This window comes from Mycobacterium sp. 134, assembly GCF_048282715.1.
Lineage (GTDB): Bacteria > Actinomycetota > Actinomycetes > Mycobacteriales > Mycobacteriaceae > Mycobacterium > Mycobacterium septicum.
This window is the reverse complement of the sequence record NZ_JBLVUN010000008.1, coordinates 775,940-801,499: the sequence shown is the minus strand read 5'-3', so window position 1 is coordinate 801,499 and position 25,560 is coordinate 775,940. Positions and strand designations below refer to the sequence as shown.

The following is a 25,560-nucleotide window of genomic DNA, read 5'->3' as shown; positions in this document are numbered from 1 at the left end:
GAAAGTCACCGCAGTCGCCTCTGGCGCGCGAGCCGCCTGCGCGGCGAACAACCCTGGGATCGACGCCGTTGAACTCACCGGCTCGTCCAACACCGCCCGATTGCCCCACGCGAACAGTTGGGCATGCTCGTCCTCGTCGAGGAAATCCATCGACGAGAGCCGCCGCGTCAGGTCAGCGGTCATGACGGCGCCTCGGCCTCGGCCGTTATCGCCATCAGCACCCGGCGCAACCGATCGATCAACCGCACAACGCTCGCCTCGTCATAGACATCGGTGCGGAACTCGACGGTTCCACCGATCCCGGCGGGCTCGCCGGTCTCACTCCACCGTTCGCCCAGCGCGAACGTCAGGTCCGTGCGCGCAGTGTGGGTCTGCGCGGGCAACGGGGTCACCCGCACATTGCCCAACGTAAGGCCACCGGCAGTATCGGCACTGTGCTGCCAGGACAGGTTCTGCCAGGAAAGCATGACCTGTACCAGCGGATGGTGGGTCAGGCTGCGGGTCGGGTTCAGTCGATCCACCACAACCTCGAACGGCACATCCTGATGCTCGATGGCCGCCAGACCGCGCTGACGTACCTGCTCCAGCAGCTCGCCAATGGTCGGGTCTCCGGCGAAGTCGATGCGCAGCACCAGGGTGTTGACGAAGAAGCCCACCAGATTGTCCAGCGCGGGATCGGTGCGGCCCGCGATTGAGATGCCCAGTGCCACATCAGACGTCGCACAGAGCTTCGACAGCAGCAGCGCCAACGCGGCCTGGACCACCATGGAACTCGTCGCATTCTGCTCGCGCGCCACCCGGACGACCCGCTGCTGCAATTCGGCCGGCCAATCCACCGCCACACTGGAGCCTTGGTAATCGGCCACCGGCGGATACGGCCGATCCGTCGGCAACTCCAACCGCTCGGGCAACCCGGCCAGCGCCTGCTCCCAGTACTCCACCTGCCCGGATATGCGGCTGTCGCGGTCGGCCAGGTCACCCAGATACGAGCGTTGCCAGAGCGTGTAGTCCGCGTACTGCACCGGCAATGGCGACCACTCCGGTGCCCGACCGGCACAGCGGCTGGCGTAGGCCGCGCCCAGATCCGCCACCAACGGGGTGACCGACCAGCCGTCAGCGGCAATGTGATGCACCACCGCCACCAGCACATGCTCGTCTTCGGCGACACGGAAAAGTGATGCTCTCAAGGGCAATTCAGCCGACAGGTCGAACTGGTGGCGCGCGACTGCGCCGGCTTCCTCGGCCAAGCGGTCCCCCGACCAGCCGATCGCATCGATCACCTGCCAGCACGTGCGGGCACTCTGTGGTGGTACCACCAATTGCTGGGGCATCTCGTCGGCCAGGGTGAACAGTGTCCGCAGGCTCTCGTGGCGGCCCACCACATCCACCAACGCCTGCCCGAGCGCGACGGGATCGAGGTCACCACTCAGGCGCAATCCCACGGCCAGGTTGTAAACCGGTGACGGGCCGTTCAATTGGTCGAAGAACCACAGCCGCTGCTGGGCATAGGACAGAGGAATGCTCTGCGGACGCGGCATCACCTGCAGCGGCGGGCGTGCGGCGTCGGACAGCTGCCGGTCCATGCAGCCGGCCAGTCCTCCGACGGTCGGGGTATCGAACAGGTAGCGGACCGGCACGTCCTTGCCCAGCGCCGACTGCAGCCGGGCGCTGACCCGGATTGCGATCAACGAATCACCGCCCAAGGCAAAGAAATCGTCATCGAGGCCTACCCGATCGAGGCCCAGCACCTCGGCAAACACCTCTGCGACGGTCTTCTCTGTCGGCGTCTGCGGTGACCGGAAGGTGACGGCCGCGAACACCGGCTCGGGCAGCGCCCTACGGTCGATCTTGCCCGAGGAAGTCAAGGGAAGCTCTTCGAGCACGACGATCTGAGTCGGCACCATGTATTCCGGCAATCGAGCGGCCAGCCACTGACGAACTTCGCTGACCTTGCTGTTCGTGTCCGGATCATTGGCGTAGGTGCTGCGCTCGTGCGACCCGGACGGCGACAGATAGAGATCGGTCAATGCCGCGGCACTTGTTCCGTTCGTGGCGGCGATGAAGACCGCGTCGACGGTGCCGGGTTGCGGGCCCCACGTGACAGCGACGTCGTATCCAGCCGCCTCGCCGAGCCGGTACAAGAGTTCGGGGGTGACGGCATCCGCGGGTGTAGCGGCAACGTCCGCCTGCGCCAACGCATCTGCCAACGGGCGTCCGGCGGCAAGAGCCTGTTCGACGATCACATCCGCGATCACACCCGCCCGCGGAATCGCGCTGACCCGCACCGTTGGTGGGCGCTGCGCCGCCAGCTCCGCATGCAAACCGCTCAGGCCCGCACAATCAGCCCAATCCCAGACGGGTACATCTGCGAGCGAACGAACCGCGCCGGCCGACTTGTGAATGGCGACGTCATAGCGGTATCGGGTCAACTCGTTGTCGGCCTCACCGCGCTTCACCTGGATGCCTATCCCACCCACCGACGGGTGGTCAGCCGCCCAGGTCGTGAAGAACTCTGGGGCCAAGAGCAACTCGGGCTCGCCCAGGATCGCGCGTTGCACTCGCTGACGGATTTCGTCGCTGTCTGCACCTGCTCCGCTACGTGCCAACGCTATACCGGTCTGGAACGCACCCTGGAGGCTGTGGTTGCGCACATCGCCGATGAACAACGTTCCGCCCGGAGCCAAGAGCTCGACGGCGTTGTCGATGACCTCGGTGAGATAGGCCGGATTGGGGAAGTACTGGATGACAGAGTTGACGATGATCGTGTCGAAGTAACCATCGGGCAGCCCGTCGGCCACATCGGCCGGCTGCACCCGTAGCCGGACCCGTTCTCCCCACGGTTGTCCGGCCACCGACGATTCCAGCTTCCGGATGGTCGGCGCGGAGAAGTCTGTGCCCCAGTACTCCACGCACTCGGGGGCGACCTGTGACAGTACGAGGCCCGAACCTACGCCGAGCTCAAGAACCCGCTGCGGCTTCAGAGCCAGGATGCGGTCGACTGCACCCGAGCGCCATTCCCGCATCTGATCCAGCGGAATCGGTTCGCCGGTGTAGCTGCTGTTCCATCCACGGAAGTCACTGCCGAACTCCACCGCTTCGAGGTCGGCGTCATACAGCTCGTCGTATACGTGTTGCCACTGATCAACGACTTCTGCATCATGATCAGCGCTGCTGGCGCGCTCCAGCGCGACGTAGGCGACCAGATGGTCAGCGGCATCATGGTGGTAGACCGCGGCCGCAGCGCGATTGACCTGCGGGCAGGCCAGCAGGGTGTTCTCGATCTCGCCGAGTTCCAGACGCTGCCCGCGCAACTTGATCTGCGCATCGGCGCGACCCAGATACTCCAGACTCCCCACCGGGGTCCAGCGCACCAGGTCACCCGTGCGGTACAGCCGCGACCCGGGAGCGCCAAAAGGATTGGCCACAAATCGATCCGCAGTCAGGTCGGCCCGGCCCACATACCCGCGGGCCAGCACCGGACCAGCCAGATACAGCTCGCCCACCACGCCGGCCGGGGCCGGGTTCAGCCGCGAATCCAGCACCAGCGCACACGTACCGGGAACCGGGGCACCAATGCGCACCGGCTCGCCGACCGACAGTGCACTCCAGGTGGCCCAGATGGTGACCTCGGTCGGTCCATAGGCATTGAACATCCGCCGACCCGGCGCCCAGGCCGCCACCAGCTCCGCCGGGCACGCCTCACCACCGGTGACCAACGTCTTCAAACCACCCAGCCGGCTACGGTCGAGCGTCGCCACCACCGTCGGGGTGATCAACGCCGCTTCGACCTGCTGCTCCTCGATCACCGCCGTCAGCGCTTCACCCGCGTAGGCGTCCGGTGGGGCCACCACCAACGCCGCCCCCGACGCCACCGCCCACAACCACTCGAACACCGATGCATCGAACGTCGGCGCGGCCACCATCAACACCCGCGCACCAGCACCCACCCCGAACAACTCACGATGCGCCGCAGCCACACCCAACACACCGGCATGACTGATCGCCACACCCTTCGGCGTACCCGTGGACCCCGACGTGAAGATCGCATACGCCGCATCATCAAGACTCAACGGCGCCAACCGATCCGCGTCGGTGACAGGATCCGCGGAGCTGCCCGCAAGATCCAGTGAATCGATATCCAGTACCGGGCGACTTCCTGCGCCCTCCACGGGGTCGCTACCCCGGGTCAGTACACATACCGCCTCGACGGTGTCCAGCACCGTGGCGATCCGCTCGGCCGGGTGCGCCCGATCCACCGGCACATACACCCCGCCTGCCTTCAGCACAGCCCACCACGCGATCACCAGCTCAGCAGACCGGCCCATCGCCACGCCGACCGCGCGCTCCGGACCCACCCCCGCTGCGATCAGCACTCGTGCCAGCCGGTTGGAAGCCGTATCCAGCTCCCGGTAGGTGAATTCCCGCGGCGCGTCCACCAACGCCAAGGCATCCGGATCCGCGGCCACCGCCGCCGCCAGCAACTCCGGTGCCAGCCCAACCTGTGAGTCGATGCCCGCACCAGACCACTTGTGCAACACCAGATTGCGCTCATCACCGTCGAGCAGGCCCACCTCGCCGACCACCACCGACGAGTCTGCCACCACGGCCTCGACCACCCGGCCGAACCAACCCACCAGGCGCTCGATCGTCGACCGATCGAACAAGTCCGTGGCGTATGTCAGTACACCAGCGGCCATCGGCGCGCCCGAATGCTCGTCGGGCACCTCCCTGATGTCCACATCGAGATCGAACTTGGCGGTGCGGGTGACCATCGACATCGGCTCGATGCCGGCACCCTCCAAGGCCACCTCAGGGCGCACGTTGTTCTGGAAGACCAGGGCGACCTGGAACAGGGGGTGATGCGATGTGGATCGCGCCGGGTTGAGTTGCTCCACCAACAATTCGAAAGGCACGTCCTGATTGGTGTAGGCATCAAGTGCCTTCTGCCGCACCTGTTCGACGACATCGCTGAACCGCTGCTGCGAGTTCAATCCGATTCGCAGCACCCAGGTGTTGACGAAGAACCCGACCAACTCCTGCAGGGCCTGATCGTTGCGTCCGGCGATCGGGGTTCCCAGGGCGATGTCCTCGCCGACGCCCGCCCGGTGCATCACGACCGACATCACGGCCTGCAACACCATCGACGTGGTCACGTTGTGCTCGGCGGCCACCGCCTTGACACCGGCCCAGGTTTGGGGATCAATTCGCAGTTCCACCCCGTCGCCGCGATAACTGGGCGCGGGTGGCCGGGGACGGTCGGTGGGCAGCGACACCACCTCCGGCAGGCCGGCCAGCTCCTGCCGCCAGTAAGCCAGCTGTTCAGCGATTCGGCTGTCCGGATCTTCCAGGTCTCCCAGATGTTCACGCTGCCACAGCGAGTAATCGGCGTACTGCACCGGCAGCGGTGACCAGGCCGGGGCCTGCCCGCCGGCGCGGGCTGCGTAGGCGACCCCGACATCCTTGACCATGGGCGCCATCGACCAGCCGTCGAAGGCGATGTGGTGCAGAACAATTCCCACGACGTGCCGGGACGAGCCCACTGCATAGATCTGCGCCCGGATCGGGATCTCGGTTGACAAATCAAACCGGTACCCCGCCAGCGCGATCAATTCGCCGAGCACAGCGTCTTCTTGGTCCTCTGCAACCTGCACCACTGCCGGACCACCGCGGCGCCACATCCCGTCGTGTGCCGGCATCACCTTCTGCGATGGCACACCGTCGACATCGGGGAACACCGTGCGCAGCGATTCGTGGCGGGTGATCACGTCGTCAAGGGCCGATCCCAGAGCGTCGACATCGATTGCACCGTTGATCTGGAACGCGATCGGCATGTTGTAGGTCGCGACTCCACCCTCGAACCTGTTGAGGAACCACAGTCGCTGTTGCGCATACGACAGCGGGATGACGGCGGGACGCTGCTGCGGGACCAGCGGGCGGCGGCCGCTGGAGCCGGCGCTGAGGCGCAGCGCGAGTTGGGCGATCGTGGGTGCGTCGAACAAGGTACGCACCGCAAGGTCGACGTCAAGGTGGCTGTTGACCGCGGCGAGCAACCGCATGGCCGACAGCGAGTCGCCACCGAGATCGAAGAAGGAGTCGTCGATACCGACCCGTTCGAGTCCGAGCACCTGGGCGTAGATGCCGGCCAGGATTTCCTCGGTGGCGGTTGTCGGCGCCCGGTAGTGGTCTGTGTCAGCGTATTCGGGTGCGGGCAGGGCCCGCTTGTCGAGCTTGCCGTTGACGGTCAGCGGCAGGGCGTCGATGACCACGACCGCCGCGGGGACCATATACGAGGGCAGCCGCTGTGAAAGCTGTGCGCGGATCACCGACGGATCCGCAGTGCCGGTGATGTAGCCGACCAGGCGCTTGTCACCCGGCCGATCCTCCCGAGCGATCACCACCGCTTGCTGCACACCATCCAGATCAGCCAACGCTGTTTGTACTTCACCCAATTCGATGCGATACCCACGGATCTTGACCTGATCATCAGCCCGACCCGCATACCGCAACTGCCCATCGGAACCCCACGACACCAAGTCCCCGGTGCGATACATGCGGGCCCCCGGCGCCCCGAACGGGCACGGCACAAACCTCGAGGCAGTCAACCCGGCGCGGCCCAGATACCCCGCGCCGACCCCGCGGCCGGCCACGTACAACTCACCCACCACACCGGGCGGCACCGGACGCAGCAACCGATCCAACACGAACAACGCCGCACCCGGCACCGGCACACCAATAGGCACCGTGCTCGCACCCGCAACCAGCGGAGCGCTGATCGTGGCGTACACCGTCGTCTCGGTCGGACCGTAACCATTGATCATCACCCGGCCCGGCGCCCACCGATCCACCACATCCGAAGGGCATGCCTCAGCAGCCACCATCAACGCCGACACCGACGCCAGCTTCTCCGGCGACAACATCCCCACTGCGGACGGCGTCTGGCTCAGCACTGTCACCCGCTCGGCAACGACCAACGCCTCCAAGTCCCGCGGTGAGCGTGTGGTCTGCTCAGGCACCACCACCAGACGCCCGCCGAACAACAGCGCGCCCCAGATCTCCCACACCGAATAGTCGAATGCCAGCGACGAACACGCAGCCCACACCTGCCGGGGACCCATCGCCACGCCGACATCCAGTCCGTCGAACAGCCGGGTGACGTTCTGATGGGTAACCGCGACACCTTTCGGCACACCCGTCGTCCCCGACGTATAGATGATGTGCGCGATATCGTCCGGCGCGGGCACCGGCAGCGCGGTGGCCGACTGCACATCGATACGGGGATCGTCGACTTCGACGACCGGCACACCGCGACCATCGAGCCGCTCGGCCAAACCACCCGTGGTGACCGCTGCGACCGGCCTGGCATCGGTGAGCATGAACTCGATACGGGCGTCTGGGACAACCGGGTCGATCGGCAGATACGCCGCCCCCGACTTCAGCACACCCAGGATCGCGACAATCGACTGCGCAGAGCGCTCCAGCAACAACGCCACACACTCGCCAGGACGTGCGCCCCGGTCGATCAGCATGTGCGCCAACCGGTTCGACGCTTCATCGAGTTCTCGGTAGCTGAGGGTACGACCCTCGAAGCTGACCGCTTCGGAGCCGGGAGCCCGCTCCACCTGTGCCGCGAACAACGCCGGAATCGAGGACTCCATCACCGGGCGGTCCAGGACTCCCCGATGACCGACCTCATCCAGCCGCGCACGATCGGCGGCGTCGAGCACATCGACCGCTGACAACCGCTGCGCCGTGTCGGCCGTCATCGCCACCAACACTCGCTGCAACCGCTCGACCAGTGTGTGAACGCCGGCCGGGCCGAATACGTCGGTACGGAACTCGACCACACCGCCTATCCCGGCCGGTGCACCGGACTCGCTGAACCGCTCAGCGAGAGAGAACACCAGATCCATACGAGCCGTTCGAGATTCGGCGTCCAGTGGTGTGGCCTGGACATTCCCCAGCGCCAAACTAGAAGCCTGGTCCGCAGCGAAGTTCTGCCAGGACACCATCACCTGTACGAGCGGATGATGGGTAAGGCTGCGAGCCGGGTTGAGCCGCTCGACCAGTACCTCGAACGGCACATCCTGGTGGTCGAATGCCGCGATGCCGCGCTGACGCACCTGGCCCAACAGGTCAGAAACCGTGGGATCGCCGACCAGGTCCAGGCGCAGAACCAGGGTGTTGACGAAGAATCCCACAAGCTCATCGAGTGCCGGATCGCTACGTCCCGCGGTCGCAATTCCCACCGCCACATCGGAACTCGCGCTCAACTGGGCAAGCAACGTCGCCAGCGCAGCCTGCACCACCATGAAACTCGTCGCATTGTGCTCACGAGCCACCCGCGCCACCTGCTGCTGCAACTCGACAGGCCAGTCGATCGCCACGCTGGAACCCTGGTAGTCGGCCACCGGCGGATACGGCCGGTCTGTCGGCAGCTCAAGGCGCTCGGGCAGCCCCGCCAACGCCTCCTCCCAGTAAGCCAACTGCGTGGCGATCACGCTGTCCGGATCGGACTCCGAACCCAGCCAACCCTGTTGCCACAACGTGTAGTCGGCGTACTGCACCGGCAACGGCGTCCACTGCGGGGCCTGGCCGGCACAGCGGCTCGCATAGGCCGAACCCAGATCCGCCACGAGCGGGGTGATCGACCACCCGTCTGCAGCGATGTGATGTACCACCGCCACCAACACATGTTCGTCGTCCGCAACGCGGAACAGTGCGGCCCGAAGCGGGATTTCGCGAGTGAGATCAAACGGGCGCTGCGCGACCGCTCCGGCGGCCTCCGTCAATCGATCTGCCGACCAACCGGTGGCGTCCACTATCTGCCAGCCCAGTTCGGCCTGCCCGGCCGGTACCACCACTTGCTGTGGAATCCCGTCGACCGCCCCGAACATGGTGCGCAGGCTCTCGTGCCGACCCACCACATCGGCCAAGGACTGCCCCAGCGCGTCGGCATCCAGGTCTCCGACCAACCGCAACGCGACCGCCATGTTGTAGATCGCCGACGGGCCCTGCAACTGTTCCAAGAACCACAACCGCTGTTGTGCGTACGACAACGGAATGACGGCCGGGCGCTGTTGCGGAGTCAACCGCTGACGTCCGCCCGAGCCTGCCTTGATATGCGGCGAGAGTTGGGCGATCGTGGGTGAGTCGAACAGGGTCCGGACGCCCACGTCGGCGTCGAGGCCGGCGTTGACCGCAGCGATCAGGCGCATGGCGGACAGGGAATCGCCACCGAGGTCGAAGAAGGAGTCGTCGATCCCGACCCGTTCCAGTCCGAGTACCTGGGCGTAGATGCCGGCCAGGATTTCTTCGGTGGGAGTCGTCGGCGCCCGGTAACGGTCGACGTCGATGTACTCCGGTACCGGCAGGGCCCGCTTGTCGAGCTTGCCGTTGACAGTCAGCGGCAACGCGTCGATGACGACGACCGCGGCGGGCACCATGTAGGCCGGCAACCGCTCGGCCATCGCAGCCCGCACTTCGGCTGGGTCGGCGGTGCCGGTGATGTAACCGACCAGGCGCTTGTCGCCGGGATGGTCCTCCCTGGTGATCACCACGGCTTGCTGCACACCATCGAGATCAGCCAACACTGTTTGTACTTCGCCCAATTCGATGCGGTAGCCACGGATCTTGACCTGCTCATCCGCGCGGCCCGCGTACCGCAACTGCCCATCGGCACCCCACGAGACCAAGTCCCCGGTGCGATACATGCGGGCCCCCGGTGCGATGAACGGACACGGCACAAAGCGTGACCCCGTCAATCCCGCCCGACGCAGATACCCGGCACTCACCCCGCGGCCGGCGACATACAACTCACCCACCACGCCGGGCGGCACCGGACGCAACCACCGATCCAGGACGAACAACGCCGCACCCGGCACCGGCACACCAATAGGGACAACGTTCGAGCCGGGAACCAATGGCGCGCTGATCGTTGCATACACCGTCGTCTCAGTCGGACCGTAACCATTGATCATCACCCGACCGGGCGCCCAATGGTCCACGACCTCGGCAGGGCACGGCTCGGCGGCCACCATCAACGCTGCCGACTCCAGCCCCTCCGCAGCCAACATCCCCACCGCCGAGGGGGTCTGGCTCAAGACGGTGACGCGCTCACTGACCACAAGCTCGTGTAGGTCTTCCGGTGAACGCGTGACCTGTTCGGGCACTACGACCAGACGCCCGCCGAACAACAGAGCGCCCCAGATCTCCCAGACCGAGTAGTCGAACGCCAACGACGAACACTGGGTCCACACCTGTTGCGGACCCATCTCGATACCCACGTCCAGCCCATCGAAAAGGCGGGTCACGTTCTGATGGGTGACCGCAACACCTTTCGGCACACCCGTCGTCCCTGACGTGTAGATGATGTGCGCCAAATCGTCGGCTGCGGGACCCACCGTCAATGGAGTTCCGGGCTGAGCATCGATACGGGGATCGTCAACCTCGATCACCGGCACGCTGTACCCATCGAGCCGACCTGCCAAAGCACCCGTGGTCAGCACGGCCGCCGGCTCCGCATCGGTGAGCATGAACTCGACGCGCGCATCCGGCACCGCCGGATCGATCGGCAGATACGCCGCCCCCGACTTCAACACACCCAAAATCGCGACAACCGCATCAACCGAGCGGCCCGTCAACAAACCCACCGACCCGCCAGGCCCCACACCCTCGCTGACCAACAACCGCGCCAACCGATTCGACGCCTCATCCAACTCCCGATAAGACATCGAACAGCCACCGAAACGAACAGCCACCGCATCCGGAGCCCGAACCACCTGCGCCGCAAACAACGTCGGAATCGAGGACTCCACCACCGGGCGGCCCAGGACCCCCCGATGACCGATCTCATCCAGCCGCGCACGATCGGCGGCATCGAGCACATCCACCGACGACAACGACCCATCCGGATCAGCGACCATCGCCACCAACACCCGCACCAACCGGTCGACAAGTGTCTCGATGCCGGCCGCGTCGAAAACATCGGTGCGGAACTCCACCATTCCCGAGATGCCGGCCGGCGTTCCGGTGTCGCTGAATCGTTCGGCCAGTGAGAACACCAAATCCATACGAGCGGAATGGGTTCCCGCATCCAACGGGGTTACCTGGACGTCGCCCAGCGCCAGTCCGGCGGCAGGGTCACTGTGCTGCCATGGCAGGTTCTGCCAGGTCAGCATCACCTGTACGAGCGGGTGATGGGTCAGGCTGCGGGTCGGATTGAGCCGATCCACCAAGACCTCGAAGGGCACGTCCTGATGTTCAAAGGCGCCCAGGCTGCGCCGGCGCACCTGCGCCAGCAACTCGGCCACAGTGGGGTCGCCGGACAAGTCCACCCGCAGCACCAGGGTGTTGACGAAGAATCCCACCAGATTGTCCAGCGCGGGCTCACCGCGGCCGGCGGATGCGATGCCCACGGCCACATCGGTGCTGGCACTCAACTGGCCGAGAAGCGCGGCCAACGCGGTTTGCACCACCATGAAACTGGTCGCATTGTGCTGACGGGCTATCCGGGCGATCTGCTGCTGCAGTTCGGCCGGCCATTCCACGGCGACGCTCGAACCCTGGTAGTCGGCCACCGGCGGGTAGGGACGATCGGTCGGCAGTTCCAACTGCTCCGGCAGCCCGGCGAGCGCTTCCGTCCAATAGGCCAACTGGCCGGAGATCACGCTGTCGGGATCTGCGACCGAGCCCATCCAATCCTGCTGCCACAGTGTGTAATCGGCGTACTGCACCGGCAACGGCTCCCACTCCGGGGCCTGCCCGCCGCTCCGGCTGGCGTACGCCGCTCCCAGATCCGCCACCAGCGGGGTGACCGACCAACCGTCTGCGGCGATGTGATGCACCACGGCTGCGAGCACATGCTCGTCCGTGTCGACCCGGAAGAGCGTTGCCTTGATCGGGATCTCGCGCGACAGGTCAAAGCTGTGGCTCGCCGTCTCACTGATGGCCTCGTCCAGCCGGCTTACCGACCATCCTCCGGCATCGACCACCCGCCAACCCAAGTCAGCCTTGTCGACGTCCACGACCAGTTGGTGGGGTACCCCGTCGACCGATCCGAAGATTGTGCGCAGACTCTCCTGCCGGGCCACGACATCCGCCAGTGCGGCCCCCATCGCATCGGCGTCCAGGCGTCCCCGCAGCCGCAATGCGACGGCCATGTTGTAGATCGGCGACGGTCCCTGCAACTGCTCCAAGAACCACAACCGTTGCTGGGCATAGGACAACGGCACAGATTCGGGACGGTGGCGCGCCGTCAGCGGTGGGCGGGCTATGCCGTCCTGATGCCGGTCCAGATAGTCGGCAAGTCCTCCGACGGTGGGCGCGTCGAACAGATACCGCACCGGTACGTCCCTGCCGAGTGCCGACTGCAGCCTGGCGCTCACCCGGATGGCGATGAGCCAGTCACCGCCCAGGGCGAAGAAGTCGTCATCGAGTCCGGCTCTGCCGAGCCCCAGCACCTCGGTGAACACCTCGGCAACGATCTTTTCGGTATCGGTCTGCGGGGACCGGAAGGAGGTGGCGGCAAACGTCGGTTCCGGCAGCGCTTTTCGGTCGATCTTGCCCGAGGAGGTCAAGGGGAACTCCTCGAGCACCATGATCTGTGTCGGCACCATGTACTCAGGCAGTTGCTCGGCCAACCACTGGCGCACCTCGCTCACCTTGGCGTTGGTGTGTGGGTCGTTGGCGTACCCGCCGTGCAGACGCGAGTCGGTGGTGGGTTGGTAGAGATCGGTGAGCGGCGGCATCGCCACGCCGTCGGCGGCCGAGATGAAGGCGGCATCCAGCGTGCCGGGTTGTGCGCCCCATGTGACCGCGACGTGGTACCCGGCGGCCTCGCCGAGTCCATACAAGAGTTCAGGCGTGACGGCATCCTCGGAGGCGGCAACGGAGTCGGCATGGTCGAGGGCCTCGGCGAGCGGGAGACCGGCAGCCAGGGCCTGTTCGGTGACCACATCGGCGATCACGCCCGCTCGCGGGATCGCACTGACCCGCACCGTCTGTGGGCGCTGCGCCATCAACTCGGCGTGTAGCCCACTCAGGCCGGCGCAGTCGGTCCACGCCCAGTTCGGTGCACCGGCCAGCGAGCACACCTGGGTCGGAGACTTGTGGACGATGACGTCGTAGCGGTACCGAGTCAGCTCATTGTCGGCCTCGCCGCGCTTGGCCAAGACCCCGATTCCCCCCACCTCCGGGTGGTCAGCCGCCCAGCTGGTGAAGAACTCTGGGGATAGCAGCAATTCGTGCTCGCCCACGGTCGCGCGTTGAATCCGTTGGCGGACCTCGTCGGTGTCGGTCCCGGCGCGACTGCGCGCCAGCGCGATCCCAGTCTGGAACGCACCCTGCAGGCTGTGGTTACGCACATCGCCGACGAACAATGCCCCGCCCGGACGCAGCAGCTCCATTGCCTTGTCGATGACCTCGGCCAGATACCCCGCGCTGGGGAAATACTGGATCACCGAGTTGATCACCACCACATCGAACTGGCCTTCTGGCAGTGCCTCGGTGACATGCGCCGGTCGGGTCAGCAGATGGACCCGTTCTCCCCACGGCTGCCCGGCAACTGCTGCCTGCAGCTTCCGGATGGTCGGCGCGGAAAAGTCTGTCCCCCAGTACTCCACGCATTCCGGCGCGACCTGTGAGAGAACGAGGCCCGAACCCACGCCGATCTCCAACACCCGCTGAGGCTTCAGAGCCAGGATGCGGTCGACTGCACCCGAGCGCCATTCCCGCATCTGATCCAGCGGAATCGGCTCGTCGGTGTAGCTGCTGTTCCAACCTCGGAAGTCGCTACCGAACTCCGCCACCTGCATGTCGGCGTCGTACAGCTCGTCGTAGATGTCCTGCCACTGATCGACGACTTCGGCGTCGTGATCGGCGGTGGTGGTCTGTTCGAGAGCGATGTAGCCGACCAGATGATCGACACCGGTGCTGCCTCGATGAACAGCCGCAGCCGCACGCGTGACCTGGGGGCAGGCCAGCAGGGTGTTCTCGATCTCGCCGAGTTCCAGACGCTGCCCGCGCAACTTGATCTGCGCATCGGCGCGACCCAGATACTCCAGACTCCCCACCGGGGTCCAGCGCACCAGGTCACCCGTGCGGTACAGCCGCGACCCGGGAGCGCCAAAGGGGTTGGCCACAAACCGATCCGCAGTCAACTCCGGTCGGCCCACATACCCGCGCGCCAGCACCGGACCAGCCACATACAGCTCGCCTACCACCCCAACCGGGGCCGGGTTCAGCCGCGAATCCAGCACCAGCGCACACGTACCGGGAACCGGGGCACCAATGCGCACCGGCTCGCCGACCGACAGTGCACTCCAGGTGGCCCAGATCGTGACCTCGGTCGGTCCATAGGCATTGAACATCCGCCGACCCGGCGCCCAGGCCGCCACCAACTCCGCCGGGCACGCCTCACCACCGGTGACCAACGTGCCCAGTCCGTCGACCCGCGCCGGATCCAGTGTCGCCAGTACCGTGGGAGTGATCAATGCGGCAGTGACGTTCTGGCCGCACAGGATCTCGGTCAACGCCTCGCCGGCGTAGGCGTCCGGTGGGGCCACCACCAACGCCGCCCCCGACGCCACCGCCCACAACCACTCGAACACCGATGCATCGAACGTCGGCGCGGCCACCATCAACACCCGCGCACCAGCACCCACCCCGAACAACTCACGATGCGCCGCAGCCACACCCAACACACCGGCATGACTGATCGCCACACCCTTCGGCGTACCCGTGGACCCCGACGTGAAGATCGCATACGCCGCATCATCAAGACTCAACGGCGCCAACCGATCCGCGTCGGTGACAGGATCCACACTGTGGTCGGACAGATCCACCAGATCGAGCGGGATCACGAGTCGACCGCCGGTGCCGTCAACCAGATCGACACCGCACGTCAGTACGCACACCGCGTCGACGGTGTCCAGCACGGTGGCGATCCGCTCGGCCGGGTGGCCCGGATCGACGGGCACGTAGACCCCGCCCGCCTTCAGCACCGCCCACCACGCGATCACCAGCTCAGCAGACCGGCCCATCGCCACGCCGACCGCGCGCTCCGGACCGACGCCGGCTTCCACCAACGCGCGTGCCAGCCGATTGGATGCCTCATCCAACTCGCGGTACGACAGCTCTCTGGACCCGTCCACGACCGCCGGGGCGTTCGGGTCCGCGGCCACCGCCTCCGCCAGCAGCTGCGGTGCCAACCCCATGGGCGCGCCGACCTCGGCTCCAGACCACTTGTGCAGCAGCAGTTCCTGCTCGTCATGATCGAGCAGGCCCACCTCGCCGACCACCACCGACGGATCAGCCACCACGGCCTCGACCACCCGGCCGAACCAACTCACCAACCGCTCGATGCTGGAGCGGTCGTACAGGTCGGTGGCGTAGGCGACCGTGCCTGCGGCCATCAGCGCGCCACGGCCTTCGGCCGGTACTGCCTTCAGATCGAAGAGCGCACTGGCATCGCCGCTGGGTATTTCTCGCAGATCGAATTCCAGGTCGAATCGAGCGGTGCGAATATCTGCCGCCAGCGGCTCGACGTCGAGTTCGTCGAGCTCGATCTCGGGGCGCACATTGTTCTGGAATGCGAGCGCCACCTGGAACAGCGGATGATGAGAAGTGGAGCGGGTCGGGTTGAGCCTCTCGACGAGTAGTTCGAATGGCACGTCCTGGTTGGCGTAGGCATCGAGGGCTTTTTGCCGAACCCGCTCCAGCAACTCACTGAACGGCAGTGCGGGGTCGACTCCTACCCGCAGTACCCAGGAGTTGACGAAGAACCCGACCAACTCGTCGAGGGCCTGGTCCATGCGACCCGCGATCGGAGTTCCCAGCGCGATGTCTTCGCCGACTCCGGCGCGGTGCAATGCCACCGCCATCACTGCCTGCAAGACCATCGACGCCGTGGCGTTGTGTTCGGCGGCAACCGCCTTGATTCCCGCCCATGACTCTGGATCGATGCGCAGATCGACCGCGTCGCCGCGATAACTCGGAACCGGCGGCCGGGGACGATCCCCTGGCAACGACGAGACCTCAGGAAGGTCCGCCAGCTCTCGCCGCCAATAGGCCAGCTGGCGGGCGATCACACTGTCAGCGTCGGACTCTGACCCCAGCCAGTCCTGTTGCCACAGGGTGTAATCGGCGTACTGGACGGGCAACGGCACCCAGTCGGGGGCTTGACCCTGCACCCGCGCCCGGTACGCGTCGCCCACGTCACGGGCCATCGGCGCCATCGACCACCCGTCGAAGGCGATGTGGTGCAGCACGATTCCGAGGACGTACCGGTCAAGCCCTACTTCATAGATCTCCGCCCGGAACGGGATCTCAGCCGACAGGTCGAAACGATACTCGGCCAACGAAATCAGCTCGTCGACCACATCGGCATCCTGGAGCTGCACCACGGCGGGTCCTCCGCGCCGCCAGAGGCCCGGCTGCGCGGGAACTACTCGCTGCATAGGCACACCCTGGACATCGGGAAACACCGTGCGCAACGACTCGTGGCGGGCGATCACATCATCGAGCGCGGATCCCAGAGCCTCGGCATCCAGCGCTCCGTCGATCCGGAAGGCCATCGGCATGTTGTAAGTCGCGGCGCCATCCTCGAATCGGTTGAGGAACCACATTCGGTTCTGCGCATACGACAGCGGCACCACCGCGGGACGCTCACCTGCGGTGAGTGGCGCACGTCTGTCAGATCCCTCACCAAGACGCGGAGCCAACTGCGCGACGGTCGGTGCATCGAACAGCGTGCGCACCGACAGCCCGGCATCCAAGGTCGTGTTGACCGCGGAGACCACCCGCATCGCCATGATGCTGTCCCCGCCGAGGTCGAAGAAGGAGTCGTCGACCCCGACCCGTTCCAGTCCGAGCACCTGGGCGTAGATGCCGGCCAAGACTTCTTCGGCCGCGGTACCCGGTGCCCGGTACCGGTCGCCGGTGTACTCCGGTGCGGGCAGGGCCCGCTTGTCGAGCTTGCCGTTGACAGTCAGCGGCAGAGCGTCGAGGACGACGACCGCGGCGGGCACCATGTATGCCGGTAACCGCTCGGCCAGCGCGGTGCGCACTTCGGCTGGGTCGGCGGTGCCGGTGATGTAGCCGACCAGGCGCTTGTCACCCGGGCGATCCTCCCGAGCGATCACCACCGCTTGCTGCACACCATCCAGATCAGCCAACGCTGTTTGTACTTCACCCAATTCGATGCGGTAGCCACGGATCTTGACCTGATCATCAGCCCGACCCGCATACTGCAACTGCCCATCGGCACCCCACGACACCAAGTCCCCGGTGCGATACATGCGGGCCCCCGGCGCCCCGAACGGGCACGGCACAAACCTCGAGGCAGTCAAACCGGCGCGGCCCAGATACCCGGCACTCACCCCGCGGCCGGCCACGTACAGCTCGCCCACCACGCCGGGTGGCACCGGACGCAGCCATCGATCCAGGACGAACAGCGCCGCGCCCGGCACCGGCACACCGATCGGGACCGTACCCGAACCAGGCTGCAGAGGCCGGCTGATCGTGGCGTACACCGTCGTCTCAGTCGGACCGTAACCATTGATCATCACCCGGCCCGGCGCCCACCGATCCACCACATCCGATGGGCATGCCTCAGCAGCCACCATCAGCGCCGACACCGAGTCCAGAGCTACGGGATCCAAAACCCCTACCGCAGAAGGTGTCTGACTCAACACCGTCACCTGCTCTTCGACGAGCAACGCCTGCAACTCCTGCGGCGACCGTGTCACCGACTCGGGCACTACGATCAGGCGCCCACCATGCAGCAGGGCGCCCCAGATCTCCCAGACCGAGTAGTCGAACGCCAACGACGAACACTGGGTCCACACCTGTTGCGGACCCATCTCGATACCCACGTCCATACCGTCGAACAGACGGGTCACGTTCTGATGGGTAACCGCAACACCTTTCGGCACACCCGTCGTCCCCGACGTGTAGATGATGTGCGCCAAATCGTCCGGCGCAGGAAGTGGTAGCGCGGTACTCGGTTGAGCATCGATGCGGGGATCGTCGACCTCGATCACCGGCACGCTGTACCCATCGAGCCGACCTGCCAAAGCACCCGTGGTCAGCACGGCAACAGGCTCCGCATCAGCAAGCATGAACTCCACACGCGCATCCGGCACCGCCGGATCGATCGGCAGATACGCCGCCCCCGACTTCAACACACCCAAAATCGCGACAACCGCATCAACCGAACGGCCCGTCAACAAACCCACCGACCCGCCAGGCCCCACACCCTCACCGACCAACAACCGCGCCAACCGATTCGACGCCTCATCCAACTCCCGATAAGACATCGAACAGCCACCGAAACGAACAGCCACCACATCCGGAGCCCGAACCACCTGCGCCGCAAACGCCTCCGGAACCGATACCTCAGACACCGGCTGCGCCAGCACCGCCCGATGACCCACCTCATCAAGACGGCCCTGCTCACCGACCTCCAGCACATCGACCGACGACAACAACCCGTCCGGGTCAGCCGTCATCGCCGCCAACACCCGCTCCAACCGTGCCGCGAGGTCGGGGACCGCAAAGCTGGAGAACGGCTGACCGGCTCCCATGGTGCTGAGAAGCAGTTCCTCTCCCGCACTGGAGAAGATCAGACCGAACCCACCGACAACGCCCGCATTGGTCAACGACGCCGATGCCTGCACACCGCCGAAGTCCAACGTGAACGTGGACGGGAGGAAGTTCACACTCACCCGGTTGGCCATCTGTCCCGCGGCGCGTGGATTGATCTTGCGCTCAAGGGCATGCACCGGGAACCGTTGGTGCTGAACGGCTTCTTGTATGCGAGTCTCGACGTGGTCGATGAAATCGGAAATCGAGGATGCCGGCGAGGCTTTCAGCACCAGGGGCACGACTCCCGCGACCATCCCGGGAAGCGTCCGGGCCTCGGGACGCACGCGACGGCTGACGGGGAAGTCGAGCACGACATCTGGGCCATCGGCACACCATCCATGTACAAGAAGTGCGCACGCGGCGGTGACGACCGATGAGCGGGGAACGTTCAGCGAGTGGGCCAACTTGTCAACACTGCGGAGCAGATCAGAGTCCAATTGCACTGCGGCCGATGGCCAATTGGCGTCTTGGATGTCGGTAGTGTCGGCAGACCCGTACCGCGGATCGCTTTCCGGAGGCAGATGCCCATGCCAGTAGGCCTGGTCATCGAGATAGTCGCCAGACGCTTCGTAGTCGGACTCGCCGTCGATCAGATCGGACAGCGAGCCGAAGATCGCGCCTGGGATCGGCGCGCCGCTGAGAACTGCCGAGTAGACAGAGGCGAGCCGGGCTCCCACGAGTGCGATACCCGTTCCGTCCACAACGATGTGGTGGCAGCACGCCAGCAGGAAATGCTCGTCGGCACGGGTCTTGAAGAGTGCGCAATTGAACAGCGGTCCTGCCAGAGGCAGGGGCGTGCGCTGGATCGCCGCCGCCATGTCCCGGGCTTCCTGCTCGGGATCGGTCGCGCCGGTCAGGTCGTGGAATGCCAGCTCAACCTTCGGGTAGTCGACCGGCCGCTGGAACACCTGCCCGTCTACCTCGAAGAACGTGGCCCGTATAGGTTCCGCCTCGCGGACCACACGGCAGATCGCCCACTCAAGGGCATCGCGATCTACCGCACCCGCGATCTTCACGAACAAGCCGAGTTGCCACTCCGAACCGGAGCTGGCGACGTCTTGCGCAAGCCAAATGTCTAGCTGCGCACGTGTTACCGGCAGCGCCTGTTCACCATGCTGCATCGGACTCTCCCACCGCGAGATGTAATGCGAGCCCCCCCGGCCCCTTTATTTACCTGTCGGACCCCTGGCTCTGCGCTAATCGATCGCGCAGGCTCTTCGGCCGGATATCCGGCCAGTTCTGCTCGATATAGTCCAGACACGCAGCGCGATCGGCTTCGCCGAACACCACCTTCCAGCCGGCCGGAACGTCCGCGAAGGTCGGCCACAGACTGTGTTGCTCCTCGTCATTGATCAAGACGAGGAAACGGCCGTTGTCGTCGTCAAACGGGTTGATGCTCACCTGGTCCTCCCCACCGTCGAGTTGACCAGTAAAAATCGCTCAGGAATCCGATGCACGACGCCCAGTCCCGCACCTTGCCCGCACGATGTCTGTTTCTTTGGCCTACTCCAGCTATGACGTGTCTAGTTGCAGAGCGCCAGCATATCCACATCTTCTTGACGGGGGTGCAGAAATTAGCGAACCAGGAATTATCTGTTGCTACATCGATGGTATTCATCTTCTCTCTCGAGGACCCAGCAGATGTCGGGCAAATACACGCCATATTCGCGGCTACGACCCCACTGGCTTGGGCGACTCGCAACCTTTCAGCGGTCTCGGAAGTACGATCCGTCGCCCCTCGACGCGGACAACTACGGTCGAATGTCGCCGTCAAACTTCAGGGCGCGCGACGACCGACGAGATCCATCGCCCCATTCTTCCCATGCCGGTGGCCACGTAATGCTCAGTTCCGACGCGGACGCGGTGCGGCGAGCGGATGGGGTACACAGCGAGGTCAGGTCGCCTCGAGGACACCCCCGAACGCCGGTCACGACGGCCTTTCAAACCGCGTACACAGGCGATTCCCAGCAGAAACACACGGCGACCGCGTCGTTCTAGATCCGTCCGATCAGTGGCAGGACCGAGCTCATGCGCGGCAGCTCGTTTGACCCGGAACAGAGAAGAAGCGACGTCCGCGCACCCATTCCATCCGGACAACTCCCGGGATTGACGGCGACACGATGATCGCGGCAGATATCAAGAACACGTGTGTAGTTCTATCTAGCGAAGCTGCGCCCAATAGTGGCGGCGCGCAGGTAGGGCCCCAGCCCCGGCTATGGGTGGCTCAACCCCTGACATCACCGATTCAGCAAAACCCGAGCGAAACGACCGGGAACGTCGACCCGGGGTGAATCACGATCGGAACCGAGGAGTGACAGTTAGCCACGCAATCCTTACCGTTTTATCAAGATCGTTTGTTTTCAAACTTTTCGATCGCAAAAACCAGCGAACAATTGGCACGGATTCCGCAGTACCGGGCCGACGCCCACTTGATCTTCATCGCCGCTTCCTGGGCAGCCAACGACCGGCTTCAAACCCGGGCCAATTGACGTGATAAGTGCACGCACTTGCAGAAGCAGTAAACAACACTTGTTGACTAGTGAAACAAACTCGGGCCTTAATTGCTGGCAGCGTCATTTTGCGACGGGTTTTCCACCACGCAGACCGAAGCTCAGAAGTTCGCTCGCAGTCAGCTGACGCTCGCCAACACCAATGGCAAGACCTCGGGCACTCCAGCCTCGCGCAGCACCCGGCTGGCCATCGTCAGTGTCCATCCCGTATCGGTCATGTCATCGACCAGCAGCACCGGCCCGTCGACATCAAGCTGCGGCGATTCCCAGGCACCGTCCAGCGCAGCCACCCGATAGGCTGAATTCGCGGCGGTGACAGGGCGGTGTTGCGGGGCGTAGGGCAGGACGCCCAGATTCGTCAGCCGCCCGATCTGCGCCAGCCGCTGCACCGTCGAAGAGATCAGCACCGGATGCGCGTGAGAGTCCAGCCCCATCACCGCTACCGGCCGCTGATCCCAATCCCACGCCTTGAGCACCTCGATGGCCGCGCCGATCACGTCGTCGGGCACCTCGCCGTCGGTTTCGGCGAGCAGGCGCCGTAGCCGCGCTCCCCAGCCGAGATCGGTGAGTCTGCCGATCGCCCGCCCCGGTGCGGCGCCGTCGGCGATCCGGCCTGACAGCGGCAGACCCAGCGCGGCCAGTCCGGACGGCCACTGCTTGCGCGGGGCCACCAGGACGCCGGGCCGGGACAGCCGCTGCGCGGTATCGGTGAGGATGTCCTGCGCCACCGCAGCCTGGTAACGCCGACCGGTGCAGTTGTCACATCGTCCACATCGCGCGTCAGGGGCCAGCTCGGGATCGTCGAGTTGACCGCGCAGGAACACCATCCGGCAGCCGTCGGTGGCCTGATAGTCGAGCATCGCCTGCTGCTCCCGGCGCCGCGCCTCGTCAAGTGCCCGGTAACGGGCCTCGTCGTAGCTCCAGGGCATTCCGGTGCCGATCCAGCCGCCCTTCACCCGGCGGACCGCCCCATCCACGTCGAGCACCTTGAGCACCATCTCGAGGCGGGACCTGTTGAGATCGACCAGCGGTTCCAGCGCCTGCGTGGACTGTGCACGGTCGGTCTCCAGTGCCCCGATGACGTGGCGCACCATGGGTTCGGACGGGAAGGCCACCGACGCGAAATACCTCCAGACGTCCTGGTCCTCGGTGCCGGGAAGCAGGATCACCTCGGCGCTGTCGGTGGCACGCCCGGCGCGGCCCACCTGCTGGTAATAGGCGATCGGGGACGACGGCGCCCCGAGATGCACGACGAACCCCAGGTCGGGTTTGTCGAAGCCCATCCCCAGCGCGGACGTCGCCACGAGTGCCTTGACCCGGTTGTCGAGCAGGTCGGCTTCGAGTTGTTCGCGTTCGGTGGTGTCGGTGGACCCGGTATAGGCCGCCACCTTGTGGCCGCGCTCGGCCAGGAGTGCCGCCACGTCGTGCGCCTGGGCCACCGTCAGGGTGTAGATGATGCCGGAGCCGGGCAGGGAATCCAGTTGCGCCGCAATCCAGGCGGCACGTTGTGCGGGCGTGCCCACCTGCACCACCGACAGCCGTAACGATTCACGGTCCAGACCACCGCGCAGCACCAGGGTGTCCGACCCGCCGACTCCGAGTTGGGCCGCGACGTCACCGACCACCCGGTCGTTTGCGGTCGCGGTGGTGGCGAGAACCGGTATCTGCGAACCCAATTCGCCGATCAAGGTGCGGATGCGACGGTAGTCCGGCCGGAAGTCGTGTCCCCAGTCCGACACGCAGTGCGCCTCGTCGACCACCACCAGGCCCGCATCCGCGGCCAGCGCCGGCAGGACGTTGTCGCGGAAGTCAGGATTGTTGAGCCGCTCGGGGCTGACGAGCAGCACGTCGAGTTCCCCCTCGGCGACCTGCTGATGGATCGCGTCCCACTCGGTGACGTTGCCGGAGTTGATCGTCGCGGCCCGCACCCCGGCGCGCTCGGCAGCGGCCACCTGGTTGCGCATCAATGCCAGCAGCGGCGAGACGATCACCGTCGGCCCGCGACCGGAGGCGCGCAGCAGCTTGGCCGCGATGAAGTAGACCGCGGACTTGCCCCACCCCGTGCGTTGTACGACCAGCGCCCGGCGCCGCTCGACCACCAGTGCCTCGATGGCGGCCCACTGGTCATCTCGCAGAACCGCCTCGGGCCCGGCCAGCTGTTCGAGGATCGACTGGGCCTGCTCGCGGGTTGCCATGGCCCAATCATGCCGGGCTCGACTGACACCCTTCACCACGCCAACGGCTCAATCGCCGAAACCGCAGGGGCACTAAGCATTCCGCTTAAACATGAAACTGTGTCAACTTTTGCCAAACACCGGTGATCGGGATGGGCGGTCAGCAGTGTCTTGTGCACGATTTTCCGCGGCTGCCGCGGAAAATCGTGCACAAATCCAACTCAGAGTCAGCGTCTAGGCCTTGGCGGCCGCGGCTTCCTGCTCGCGCTTGATCTCGAGTGCGATGTCGATGAGCTGGTCTTCCTGACCACCGATCAGCTTGCGCTGCCCGACGCGGAGTAACAGCTCGTGGGCGGGCACTCCGTAGCGTTCGCCCTGGCGCACCGCGTGCTTCAGGAAGCTGGAGTACACCCCCGCATAGCCCATCACCAGCGCGTTGCGGTCCAGCAGGCACTCGGCCGGCATCGCCGGGGCGACGACCTCTTCGGCGGCATCGGCGATGTCGAAGAAGTCGATACCGGTCTTGACGCCGATCTTGTCGAACACCCCGACCAGCGCCTCGACCGGGGCATTGCCGGCACCGGCACCGAACCGACGGCACGAGCCATCGATCTGCTTGGCACCCGCACGGACCGCTTCGACACTGTTGGCCACACCCAGACCGAGGTTCTCGTGGCCATGAAAACCGACCTGCGCATCGTTACCGAGTTCGGCAACCAGAGCCGACACCCGGTCGGCGACACCTTCGAGCACCAGGGCGCCAGCGGAGTCCACGACGTACACGCACTGGCAGCCGGCGTCGGCCATGATGCGGGCCTGCTTGGCCAGCTTCTCCGGCGGAATGGTGTGGCTCATCATCAGGAACCCGACGGTCTCCAGACCCAGCTCACGGGCCAGCCCGAAGTGCTGGATCGACACATCGGCCTCGGTGCAGTGGGTGGCGATGCGGCAGATCGAGCCACCATTCCCCTGGGCTTCCTTGATGTCTTCCTTGGTGCCCACACCGGGCAGCATCAGGAAGGCGATCTTGGCTTCCTTGGCCGTCTCGGCGGCCAGCTTGATCAGCTCCTGCTCCGGGGTCTTGGAGAACCCGTAGTTGAAGCTCGACCCGCCCAGGCCGTCACCGTGGGTCACCTCGATGACGGGGACACCGGCGGTGTCCAGCGCGGCGACGATCGCGCCGACCTCGTCCTTGGTGAACTGGTGCCGCTTGTGGTGCGACCCGTCGCGCAGCGACGTGTCCGTCATCCGGACGTCCCACGCGGGGTTGAAGAAAATATCGGCGGTCATCGTGCACCTCCTGCAGTTGTCTGCTCCTCGCGCGAGCGCTCGTCGGCGCCCGACAGCGACTCTTTCGCGATTTCCTCGCCGACCTTGGTCGCCGCCGCGGTCATGATGTCCAGATTTCCAGCGTAAGGCGGCAGGTAGTCACCGGCACCCTCCACTTCCACGAACACCGTGACCAGGTGGTTTCCACCGTTGACCACGGACGGTTCGTCGAACTGCGGTTCGTTGAGCAGGCGGTAGCCCGGGACGTAGGTCTGCACCTCGGCGACCACATCCTTGATCGACTGCGTGATCGCGGCGTGGTCGGCGTCCTCGGGGATCGCGCAGAAGATGGTGTCGCGCATGATCATCGGCGGCTCGGCCGGATTGAGGATGATGATCGCCTTGCCGTTGCGGGCCCCACCGATGTCGCGCACGCCGGCACTGGTGGTCTTGGTGAACTCGTCGATGTTGGCGCGGGTGCCCGGACCGGCCGAGGCCGACGACACCGACGCCACGATCTCGGCGTAAGGCACGTCGACGACGCGGCTCACCGCGTAGACCATCGGGATGGTCGCCTGGCCACCACAGGTGACCATGTTGACGTTCGGCGCATCGAGGTGCGCGCGCAGGTTGGCCGGCGGAATCACGCCGGGGCCGACGGCCGCCGGGGTCAGGTCGATGGCGCGGATGCCGGCCTCGGCATAGCGCGGGGCCGCATCGCGGTGCACGTAGGCGCTGGTCGCCTCGAACACCAGGTCCGGCTTCTCGCTCTGTGCGAGCAGCCAGTCCACGCCCTCGTGCGAGGTCTCCAGGCCCAGCTTCCGAGCACGTGCCAGACCTTCGGACTGCGGATCGATACCGATCATCCAGCGCGGCTCGAGCCACTCCGACCGCAGCAACTTGTACAGCAGGTCGGTGCTGATGTTGCCCGACCCGACAATGGCAACTGATGCCTTTTCAGCCAT

5 protein-coding genes are annotated in these 25,560 nt (G+C 65.5%); all 5 read right to left on the bottom strand.

Annotated features, from left to right (window positions below):
- Nucleotides 1–179 precede the first annotated feature (179 nt).
- On the bottom strand, nucleotides 180–19,763 hold the full coding sequence (locus ACNQVK_RS08635; RefSeq protein ID WP_418029193.1) for an amino acid adenylation domain-containing protein: 19,584 nt from the start codon (nucleotides 19,761–19,763) through the stop codon (nucleotides 180–182).
- Between the two features lie 49 nt (nucleotides 19,764–19,812).
- On the bottom strand, nucleotides 19,813–20,043 hold the full coding sequence (locus ACNQVK_RS08630; RefSeq protein WP_044520656.1) for an MbtH family protein: 231 nt from the start codon (nucleotides 20,041–20,043) through the stop codon (nucleotides 19,813–19,815).
- Nucleotides 20,044–21,271: 1,228 nt separating this feature from the next.
- A complete protein-coding gene (locus tag ACNQVK_RS08625; protein ID WP_418029192.1) occupies nucleotides 21,272–23,347 on the bottom strand; it encodes a RecQ family ATP-dependent DNA helicase in 2,076 nt (691 codons plus the stop codon).
- Between the two features lie 213 nt (nucleotides 23,348–23,560).
- Nucleotides 23,561–24,616, bottom strand: a complete 1,056-nt coding sequence (dmpG, locus tag ACNQVK_RS08620) for a 4-hydroxy-2-oxovalerate aldolase (protein ID WP_418029191.1) — start codon at nucleotides 24,614–24,616, stop codon at nucleotides 23,561–23,563.
- Entirely contained in the window at nucleotides 24,613–25,560 is a 948-nt protein-coding gene (locus tag ACNQVK_RS08615) for an acetaldehyde dehydrogenase (acetylating) (protein ID WP_418029190.1), read from the bottom strand. Before ACNQVK_RS08615 ends, dmpG begins: the two co-directional genes overlap by 4 nt.

What these genes read in the sequence shown, in the direction of transcription:
- ACNQVK_RS08615 (WP_418029190.1), bottom strand. Translation starts at nt 25,560, where the DNA reads ATGGCTGAAAAGGCATCAGTTGCCATTGTCGGGTCGGGCAACATCAGC.
- ACNQVK_RS08625 (WP_418029192.1), bottom strand. Translation starts at nt 23,347, where the DNA reads ATGGCAACCCGCGAGCAGGCCCAGTCGATCCTCGAACAGCTGGCCGGG.
- dmpG (WP_418029191.1), bottom strand. Translation starts at nt 24,616, where the DNA reads ATGACCGCCGATATTTTCTTCAACCCCGCGTGGGACGTCCGGATGACG.
- ACNQVK_RS08635 (WP_418029193.1), bottom strand. Translation starts at nt 19,763, where the DNA reads ATGCAGCATGGTGAACAGGCGCTGCCGGTAACACGTGCGCAGCTAGAC.